This window comes from Microvirga aerilata, from assembly GCF_016743775.1.
GTDB classification, from domain to species: Bacteria; Pseudomonadota; Alphaproteobacteria; order Rhizobiales; family Beijerinckiaceae; genus Microvirga; species Microvirga aerilata.
Genome location: NZ_JAEQMY010000151.1, coordinates 1 through 8,002 on the forward strand (window position 1 = coordinate 1; position 8,002 = coordinate 8,002).

An 8,002-nucleotide genomic window follows, 5' to 3' on the forward strand; every position below is an offset into this window, starting at 1 on the left:
GCAAGGGACAGCCTCATGGTCCGTCTCCATCGCAACCCCATTCTCAGTATAGGCCGCCCTGCCCCGTGCTGTCGATCGGCTTGGTTGCCCGGGCGTTAACCTCGGTATTTTTGAGAGGACAAGGAGTGTCCGAGAGCTTCTCACCCGTGATCCTCCTCTACGGTATGACTCTCGTCGTGGCCGTTGACGAGGCATGTACGCTCGTCATCTGGCAGACCTTTCCAAAGCCAAGACCGCCGTTGCGGCAGGGTATTAGGGAGGCTTGGCGGCGCTGGCAGACCCGCAGTCGAACCGTTTCGGAGCCTCCCTGTCTTGCTGCCGGCTCACATCCGACCATCACCATCGGACGACTTTCACAGAGCATCTCCGGCAGATGGAGGCGCCCTGAACGCGAGAGGGATTAGGAGTGCCCTGGGTGATGCATCGAGTGTGGTGCGGACTCAGCGGGTGACGGAACGAATCGTGTGAGCTGCTGTCGGCCTATTCGAACCAGGCTCACCGCGGCGCTCAGCTTTGGTTCTCAGGTAAGCCAGGAGAAGTCCCGCAATGAGAGTCAGGAGGCTGCCGCCGAACGGCGCTGCAACGAGCGCGGTGAGAATTCCGGAGGGCAAGAGCACCGCAAACGTCATGAGCCCACCCAGGAGGGCTGCAACCAACAACAAGGCCATCACGGTCTCCTGCAAAGAACACTACCACTATGGGGTAATCCTTTGTCGCGTGTCTAGTTCAGAATACTGAAAAACTTTGCGACTAAGCTCTAGCAAATTGCTACAGGATTGAACGCGACGGGATCACATCCGCTTGCGTCAGCGATGGAATCGTGAGCCGGTGCGGCGCGATCGAGCAGAGCTCAAGCGGCCGAGCAACTTTTGCGGAGGATAGCTCCACATCGCCGCTCAGGGGCGTTGAAATCTCTTCGCCTGCTTTCGAGCATACGCATGAGGAGGCCGAAGAGACCAATGCCGGATGTACGCACGAATCTTTCACGGGGCCGCGCCGCTAATGCCGCTTCCCTCCTTGCGGAGCTGTAGGCCACCGGCGCTGCCACCCTCCGGCAGTCCGCCGCTGGACTGAACGCCCACGGGATTAGGGCTGCACAAGGCGCCAGCGGACAGTCTATCAAGGATTATCGGCCCCCCCGGTTGGTTGCCGCAACGGAGAGCCGGGACGGTAGATGCTCGAAGCCGTCTTTGCTGTCGCGGGCGTAAATATCCTCGATGCGCACAATATCATCCTCACCCAGATAAGCGCCCGATTGCACCTCAATGAGGTTCAGCGGCACACGGCCGGGATTCTCGAGGCGATGGACACAGCCCAGCGGGAGATAAACCGACTCGTTCTCGCGCAGAAGGATCTGCTCGTCGTCACGCGTGACCAGGGCCGTGCCATTGACCACGATCCAGTGCTCGGCCCGGTGATAGTGCTGCTGCAGCGACAGCTTCTGCCCGGGCGTTACGGTGATGCGCTTGACCTGGAAGCGCTCCCCGGTGTGGAGCGACTGGTAGAAGCCCCAGGGCCGATGCACCTGTGGCGTCTGCACGGCGGCGTCGTAGCCCATGGCCTTGAGCCGGTCGACCAGCTTCTTGACGTCCTGGTCCCGGTTCTTGGGCGCGATCATCACCACGTCGGCGGTGGCCACGACGATCAGGTCCTCTAGGCCGATGGTGGCGACCAGCGGACCATCGGAGCGGATGTAGCAGCCCTTGGTGTCGAGGGCGACCACGTCGCCAAGGGTGGCGGTGGCGTCGCCGTCTTTGTCAGTCAACTCACACAGATCCGACCACGCACCGATGTCGCACCAGGCGCAGTCGGTGGGTACCACCACCGCATGCGGTGTTTGCTCCATGACGGCGTAGTCGATCGAAATGTCGGGAACGCGCCGAAAGGCTTCTGGATCAAGGCGCAGGAAGTCGAGGTCCGTCACCGCCCTGTCGATCGCCTCGGTGCAGACCCGCAGCACCTGCGGCGCCAGCCGCACCAACTCCTCCAGGAAGTGACGGACCGGGAGCAGAAAGATGCCGCTGTTCCAGGCGTAGTTGCCCATGGCCAGGTAGGCTTCGGCGGTGGTCTGATCCGGCTTTTCCTGGAAGCCGAGCACGCGCCGCAGGCGCGGATCCGCCAGGGTGTCGCCGCAGTGAATGTAGCCGTAGCCGGTTGCCGGGGCCGTGGGCGTGATGCCGAAGAGCACGAAGGCGCCCTCTCGGGCCGCCTCACGGCCGGCCTCGACCGCGCGCAGGAAGGCCGGCACATCGCCGATGCGGTGGTCGGCCGGCATCAGCAGAATGACGCTGTCGGGATCCTGGTGGCTGGCGAGAATCGCGGCGACGGCGGCGGCCAGGCAGGTGTTGGGCCGAAGGGCTCCAGGATGATCTGGGCGTTGGTGCTGCCGAGGGCCCGCACCTGCTCGGCGATAAGAAAGCGCTGGTCGGCGTTCGCCACCACCAGCGGCGCACCAAATAGTGACGAATCGGTCACCCGCTGCAGCGTCTGCTGCAGCAGGCTGGCCTCGCCCAGCAGGGGCAACAGCTGCTTCGGGTAAGCCTCCCGCGACAGGGGCCACAGGCGGCTGCCGGTGCCGCGGGACATCAGGACTGGGGTGATGGTGCTCATGGCGTCCTGCCGTTAAATCGGGAGCATCATTTGTGAAATGAGGATGAGACGCAAAGCGAATATACTTAAGAGCCTGCGCCCAGGTGTAGGCTCAGGTCGCGTGCGAACGAAGAAAACACCTTCGCGATCGTCAGATCCATTGGATGCCAAGGTTCTCAGGCCACCGGAGTGGTTGCATCGTGCTTGAAACCGCTCAAGGCGTCGTTTGTGCGCTTGGAACATGCCGGCCGAAACTATTTGATCCCGGCGCATGGTGCATGAACCAGTCTTGATCGGGAGGTCTGGCTACACGACACTCTGGGCAGATGGTCGGTCATACAATCACTGCTTCAGTCACCTGATGGCCCGGAGCTGAAGGCCGTATGCCGAACATTCTACGCCATCTGAAGCTGTTGAGATAAAGCTGGCCAGCTTGCCGGCCGACAGCGATGCAATGCTGGTCAGTGAGCTTGATGGGTATGTGGCAGGGATCCTAGTCTGCCCTGAACTGATCCTGCCGAGCGAGTGGCTGCCGCTGGTGTGGGGCAGCGACGAGGACGCGGACCCGGTCTTTGAGAATGCCCAACAAGCCGAGCCGCTCGTGAAGCCGGTGGTGGAGCACTACAACGCCACAGGCCATGGCCTCGATCCGTGCACAGGTTCAAATCTGGGGCACCGTCCCTAGGCGGACCAAGGATCAGATGAGCTTAGCCCCTGCCCTTCACGACAATCGCACAGACTACCGCGGCACAAGAACGCCCCCCGTCGCGAAGTATCCAGGCCGGGAGCCAGCAATCCTCGAACCCGAAGCTGTTCGACATCGGGGGATCACCTCCGCCCAAACACCGTATAGTGATCGTCAAATGAGCTCAGCACCTCATCCTGTGGGGCATAGACCTGAGGAGGATAGCGGCGACGAGTGGCCTCTGTTGTTACCGTGTAGCCATACCCATTGTCCTGGATCACCTCATGGGTCGTCCTTACTATGACCCAGCGATTCATGCAGCCATACCCATGGGGTGGGGCATCAGGGTCCTGCTCTTTTACGCACAGGGGCCGAGCCGCGCGGGAGGCCCCCGCATGCGGCGCCGCTGCGCCATGCCTTTCCGCGGGATCCGCTGCAGATGCAGCGATCGGCCCGACAATGGTCAAGACTGGCACGATCAGGCCAGCGAGTGCGGCCACGATACGAGGGCTCATTGCAGTTTTCTCCTACTCCCCCCGTAGTGAACGCGGCCAAGCTTACTCTGTTCCGGGAAGCAATCCGCCGACGTCCGGCGGCGCAGATCCCTCAGGGCGTCGGACACTCGCCGATCAGAGGTTTGGCCCCACGCTCAGCTTTCTCAGAAGGATGGCTGAGTGGCGCGGACAACACCCGAAGTTAAAGAAGCACGCTGTGGCCGCAATCCTCCGATGGGCCCGCCGGTTCACCGGGGGGGCTCCGTCGCGGACCATCATCAACCGGGATGTCGCAACACCGATTGGAGGCGCCCGGCGACTCCAGCTTTTGCCAATCCACTCCTTTGCGCCTCGCGAAGGTTCGTTCCCATCCGGCGTGGCATACGGTAGACGTCATGGCAGCAATGCCCGGCTTCAATGATGGTGATGGCCCGCGGCTGCCGTCGGCGCGCTCCGGATGCCGACTCCGCCGACCTGGTATTCGATGTCGACCATACCGGCCTTCTCGAACACGAGCGTGCCTTTGATGATTTCACCAGCCTTCGGTCCCTGGCGCAGGTCCACGAGCATCACGTGCGGACCGCCGGGCTTGAGTTCCACCGTCTCGCCCGGCCCAATCACGAGGCCCTCCGCCACCGCTTGCATGCGGGCGAATCCATCAGCGGTGACGGATTGATGGACCTCAAGGCGTCCTGGACCGGCTGCCGTGCCGCCCACGAGGCGATCCGCCTGCTGGCCGGTGTTGGTGATCCGCATGTAGCCCACTGCTCGTCTCACACCACCTGGTGCCTCACGCGACCAGGGAGCCTCGACCAGGATAGGACCAACACGGTAGCTGGCGGGTGCTGCCGTTTGGGCCAAGGTGCCTCGGGCATCTGTCAGGGCCACAATCGTCAGGAGAACAGCGGCAATCCCGGCACAACAGACAGTTTTCATGAGATGTTCTCCAGCGGGGTCATTGGGCCTCCGCCTGCTTCGGGGCATCGCCGTGCGGTGCCTGTTGGACCTGGGCTTTCAGGAACGCGACGATGTCCCGGCTATCCCACTCCGCGCCGCCCAGGACGCGGCCGATCTCCCGCCCGGCCCGATCGATCACCAGGGTTCCAGGAAGGCCAATAAGGCCAAGCTGACGCAAGGCTCGCGCGCTCGCATCATGATAAGGGCTTAGGTGTTTCACGCCGATCTCATTGAAGAACTTGCGCACAGGATTAAGCCCTTTCTGGTCGATCGACAGGGCGATCACCGCAACATCGCGCGGATCAAACTGGGCCTGAAGACGGTCCAGCGTGGGCATCTCCTCCCGGCAGGGAAAGCACCAGGTGGCCCAGACGTTTAGGACAACAACCTTGCCGCGGAGACTGGCCAGCGTGAGCGGACCTCCTGTTTCGTCGCTGAACGAGATCCCCGGCAAGGGGCGTGGCGCCTCATGCACCACCAGACCCGCAGGCTTATCGGTGGCGCTGGCGGCGCAGGAATCAAGCACGAGTCCAAGCAAGATCACGATCACCCGTCGGGTGGTCGCCACTGAGCCGGTCTCCCGGATCCTACGGAAACTATCGATGCGCAATGCCATGTTACCGTGACAGTGAAGGGTTTCGCCGTTGTCACAAAGGAGTACCGCAGGTTGGCCCTCGGCAAATCGGACCTTCGGCCGACGCCGGATCGACCTTGGGCTTCTTCTCCGTGATCGTCCTCTTCGATCTGACCGCCGTGCTTGGAGTCAGTAAGACCCACACGCTTATGCTCTGGCGCAGCCTTGCCAGACGGAGGCCATCCCTGATGCAGGAGGTTATGCAGGCACTCTGGCACCAGAAGCCTCGCGGTTTGGCCGATTCTAAGCCTTACCGTTGGATCGTTGCTTCAAGCAAGGACGCGCTCGCGTTGAATGCGGCTGTCACCGAAGCCCTTGGTGAACGACATGCACAGTGCGCAAGCCCTGTTGCGCAGAAAGGTTGGCGAGGGCAGCTGGCGCAGCTAACGGCAGGTCGAGGCCTTCTGAGCCAGGTATTTATCCAGGCGCTGGGACGACTCAGCTCACCTTATGCTTTGGTCACGCAGCCGGTTTGTCGCGCTGGTCAGGAGGAACCGATAAGGCGCCTGTGGAGGGTCCCTCACCCTTCGGACAGGGACCTGTTGGCACCCCCCAAGGCCTCGGTGGCCTCAACACAGTCCCACCCGATGAGGCCTCCCGTGCCACTCGGCCGGCCTATCCGTGTTGACATCGTTGATCGCCGAGCCTCACTGTTCTGTTTGCATCCTGTGGCGAGGAGCACGACCGCGATCAGGGGGGTTCCTGACGGATATCAGGCAACAGTGAAGCGAGTGTCCGGCGTTGATCTTGCAGGATCGACCAGCTGTTCCTGTTGTGAGAGGGCATTCACCATGAGGGCGTCACACGCGGACCGGCGAAACGCTTCTTTGATGCTCTCAGGCGTGTCGTCCCATGACGAGTTCGTATGTTCGGCTTCGTAGAACGTACGAGCAACATGCTCGACTAGAGGAATCATCTGGTGCCCCCATAAACGTAAGGCAGACCTCCTCTGCCTTATCCATGCTCTTGTTCGTGCGCTCTTTACGACTCTGTTGCGAAGGCTGACGATTGCCTTCGCAACAGAACTATAAGGCCAAGCTCTAACGGTTGGCGACCATCCCCAATGGAGTACACAAAAGTGAGTAGCATGCTATAGGCAGGTGCTGAGGCATGCGACAACGGGCAACGTTCACAGGGTAACGAACGTCACCTGGAGGCTCGCTGGCACATCCCTGCTAGGGTAGCGGGCGATGATAATATCGTGGCGTGGAGCGTTGGTTCGCGCCAGACGGTGCTCGCTGTTGCGGCCCTCGACCATCTGGCCCTATGCCCTCTTCGATACGAGTCCCAGGAGTGCCTCACCCCCCTTTCAGCCTTTATGGGAGCATAAGCAGCCGAGGCGACGTCAATGCGCATGGCAGCCCCTCTCAGGTTAAAGGACCGTCCTTGATCAGAAACCGCTCAGGAGCTCTTCTTCCGGAACTCGTTGTGGCAGGTGCCGCAGTTCTGAAGCACCTTCGGCATCTCCGTCTTGAAGGAGGCCTCGTCCTTGATGGTGGTCATGGCCGTCTGGGCATCCTGGCTCGCCTTCGTCCCATAGGACTCGAACTTGGCCTTGTTCTCCCAGATGGACGGCAACGCCTCGGTCTTCTCGGCGTTCTTCGAGCTCTCCGGGAACAGGGTCACGAACTTCTTGGGGTTTTCCGCAAGAACCTTGAGGCTGGCTTGAACCTTTGCGAGGTCGAACGCCTCCTGGCCACGCATCATGGCGCCGATGGGCCGGGTCTGCGCGCCCATCTCCTTCATCAGAGCCTGACGCTGTGTAACGACATCGCTCTGGGAGATGGCTGCAGTTGCGCCGAGCGCCAGAAGGCCGGCAACCAAAAGTGTACGTTTCATATATATCTTACCTCGTTTGCTGCTGACGAACAGTCACGGCAGCTCTCGTTCGAAGCGGCCTTAGGATCACGTCATGTATGCTTAAGCTTGTACAGAATTCTTGCCTAACTACGTAGGATGCAGTGCTGGGCTCCCACAGGTGGTAGCTCGAAGCAGAGCGGAGTGAAAGGTGCATCCGGCGTCTCATGGATGGCTGTGTGCTTGGACAATCCTTGACCACCTCCGCGCCAGACTCACAGCAGCGGAGCCAACCTAGGCGGGAAGTAATGGGTCCGGGTTCACTCCCAGGTCGGGCAAAAGCCTTTTGAACCGAATAAGGTGGCGGATCAGGGCCACCGACAAACGCGTTCTGACTGCATGATGTGCCTGGCTTTTGCGGGTGATCCGCGGATCGAGCGCAAGGCCCAGGATCTTATCGCCGAAATTGCGAACGACATCCTGGTCAGCACCGCCTCGTTGTGGAAGATCGTGGTGAAGGTGCGCGTTGGAAAACTCGATGCCGATATCAGCGACATCGTTGCTGCCATCAACGCTCAAGGCTTTGAGATGCTCGACATCCGGCCCGAGCACCTTGAGGCGCTTGTCCGCCTCCCGATGCACCATCGGGACCCGTTCGATCACCTGCTGATGGCCCAAGCCATCGCTGAAGGCCTCACCCTCCTCTCGGAGGATCAGCATGTGTCCGCGTATCCGGTGGCTCATGCCACCGGCACCAATGGTCCCTAAACGCCAACAGCCATCACGGATCGACTTGGAAGGCTTCGAGTTGGGGTGGGCTGCCATCGGTGACGAAGGCTCCCTCAT

General features: G+C 61.3%; 9 protein-coding genes. 2 read left to right on the forward strand and 7 right to left on the reverse strand.

Features of this window, described 5'->3' with window-relative positions:
• Window positions 1-440: 440 nt before the first annotated feature.
• The 3 genes from JKG68_RS29970 to JKG68_RS34630 form a co-directional block, all read right to left on the reverse strand.
• Complete coding sequence (locus JKG68_RS29970) at window positions 441-668, reverse strand: hypothetical protein (RefSeq protein WP_202065833.1); 228 nt, start codon at window positions 666-668, stop codon at window positions 441-443.
• 458 nt (window positions 669-1,126) lie between these two features.
• Window positions 1,127-2,338 (reverse strand): mannose-1-phosphate guanylyltransferase/mannose-6-phosphate isomerase, encoded by a 1,212-nt coding sequence (locus JKG68_RS29975; RefSeq protein WP_312891043.1) that lies wholly within the window; start codon window positions 2,336-2,338, stop codon window positions 1,127-1,129.
• Complete coding sequence (locus JKG68_RS34630; protein ID WP_312891041.1) at window positions 2,275-2,610, reverse strand: sugar phosphate nucleotidyltransferase; 336 nt, start codon at window positions 2,608-2,610, stop codon at window positions 2,275-2,277. Before JKG68_RS34630 ends, JKG68_RS29975 begins: the two co-directional genes overlap by 64 nt.
• A 412-nt stretch (window positions 2,611-3,022) precedes the next feature.
• Here JKG68_RS34630 and JKG68_RS29980 point away from each other — a divergent pair, with 412 nt between their 5' ends.
• Window positions 3,023-3,274 (forward strand): UPF0149 family protein, encoded by a 252-nt coding sequence (locus JKG68_RS29980; RefSeq protein WP_246516054.1) that lies wholly within the window; start codon window positions 3,023-3,025, stop codon window positions 3,272-3,274.
• Window positions 3,275-3,417: 143 nt separating this feature from the next.
• Here the strand turns inward: JKG68_RS29980 and JKG68_RS29985 are convergent, their stop codons facing one another.
• The 4 genes from JKG68_RS29985 to JKG68_RS30000 form a co-directional block, all read right to left on the reverse strand.
• Window positions 3,418-3,789, reverse strand: a complete 372-nt coding sequence (locus tag JKG68_RS29985) for a hypothetical protein (protein ID WP_202065834.1) — start codon at window positions 3,787-3,789, stop codon at window positions 3,418-3,420.
• Window positions 3,790-4,182: 393 nt separating this feature from the next.
• Window positions 4,183-4,704 (reverse strand): copper chaperone PCu(A)C, encoded by a 522-nt coding sequence (locus JKG68_RS29990; RefSeq protein ID WP_202065836.1) that lies wholly within the window; start codon window positions 4,702-4,704, stop codon window positions 4,183-4,185.
• 19 nt (window positions 4,705-4,723) lie between these two features.
• Window positions 4,724-5,293 (reverse strand): TlpA family protein disulfide reductase, encoded by a 570-nt coding sequence (locus JKG68_RS29995; RefSeq protein WP_312891042.1) that lies wholly within the window; start codon window positions 5,291-5,293, stop codon window positions 4,724-4,726.
• 1,467 nt (window positions 5,294-6,760) lie between these two features.
• Window positions 6,761-7,198: a c-type cytochrome gene (locus tag JKG68_RS30000; protein WP_202065840.1), complete on the reverse strand. Its 438-nt coding sequence runs from the start codon at window positions 7,196-7,198 to the stop codon at window positions 6,761-6,763.
• Window positions 7,199-7,558: 360 nt separating this feature from the next.
• Here JKG68_RS30000 and JKG68_RS30005 point away from each other — a divergent pair, with 360 nt between their 5' ends.
• Complete coding sequence (locus JKG68_RS30005) at window positions 7,559-7,924, forward strand: type II toxin-antitoxin system VapC family toxin (RefSeq protein WP_246516058.1); 366 nt, start codon at window positions 7,559-7,561, stop codon at window positions 7,922-7,924.
• Window positions 7,925-8,002: the final 78 nt, after the last annotated feature.

What these genes read in the sequence shown, in the direction of transcription:
- JKG68_RS29970 (WP_202065833.1), bottom strand. Translation starts at nt 668, where the DNA reads ATGGCCTTGTTGTTGGTTGCAGCCCTCCTGGGTGGGCTCATGACGTTT.
- JKG68_RS34630 (WP_312891041.1), bottom strand. Translation starts at nt 2,610, where the DNA reads ATGAGCACCATCACCCCAGTCCTGATGTCCCGCGGCACCGGCAGCCGC.
- JKG68_RS29985 (WP_202065834.1), bottom strand. Translation starts at nt 3,789, where the DNA reads ATGAGCCCTCGTATCGTGGCCGCACTCGCTGGCCTGATCGTGCCAGTC.
- JKG68_RS29990 (WP_202065836.1), bottom strand. Translation starts at nt 4,704, where the DNA reads ATGAAAACTGTCTGTTGTGCCGGGATTGCCGCTGTTCTCCTGACGATT.
- JKG68_RS30000 (WP_202065840.1), bottom strand. Translation starts at nt 7,198, where the DNA reads ATGAAACGTACACTTTTGGTTGCCGGCCTTCTGGCGCTCGGCGCAACT.
- JKG68_RS30005 (WP_246516058.1), top strand. Translation starts at nt 7,559, where the DNA reads ATGTGCCTGGCTTTTGCGGGTGATCCGCGGATCGAGCGCAAGGCCCAG.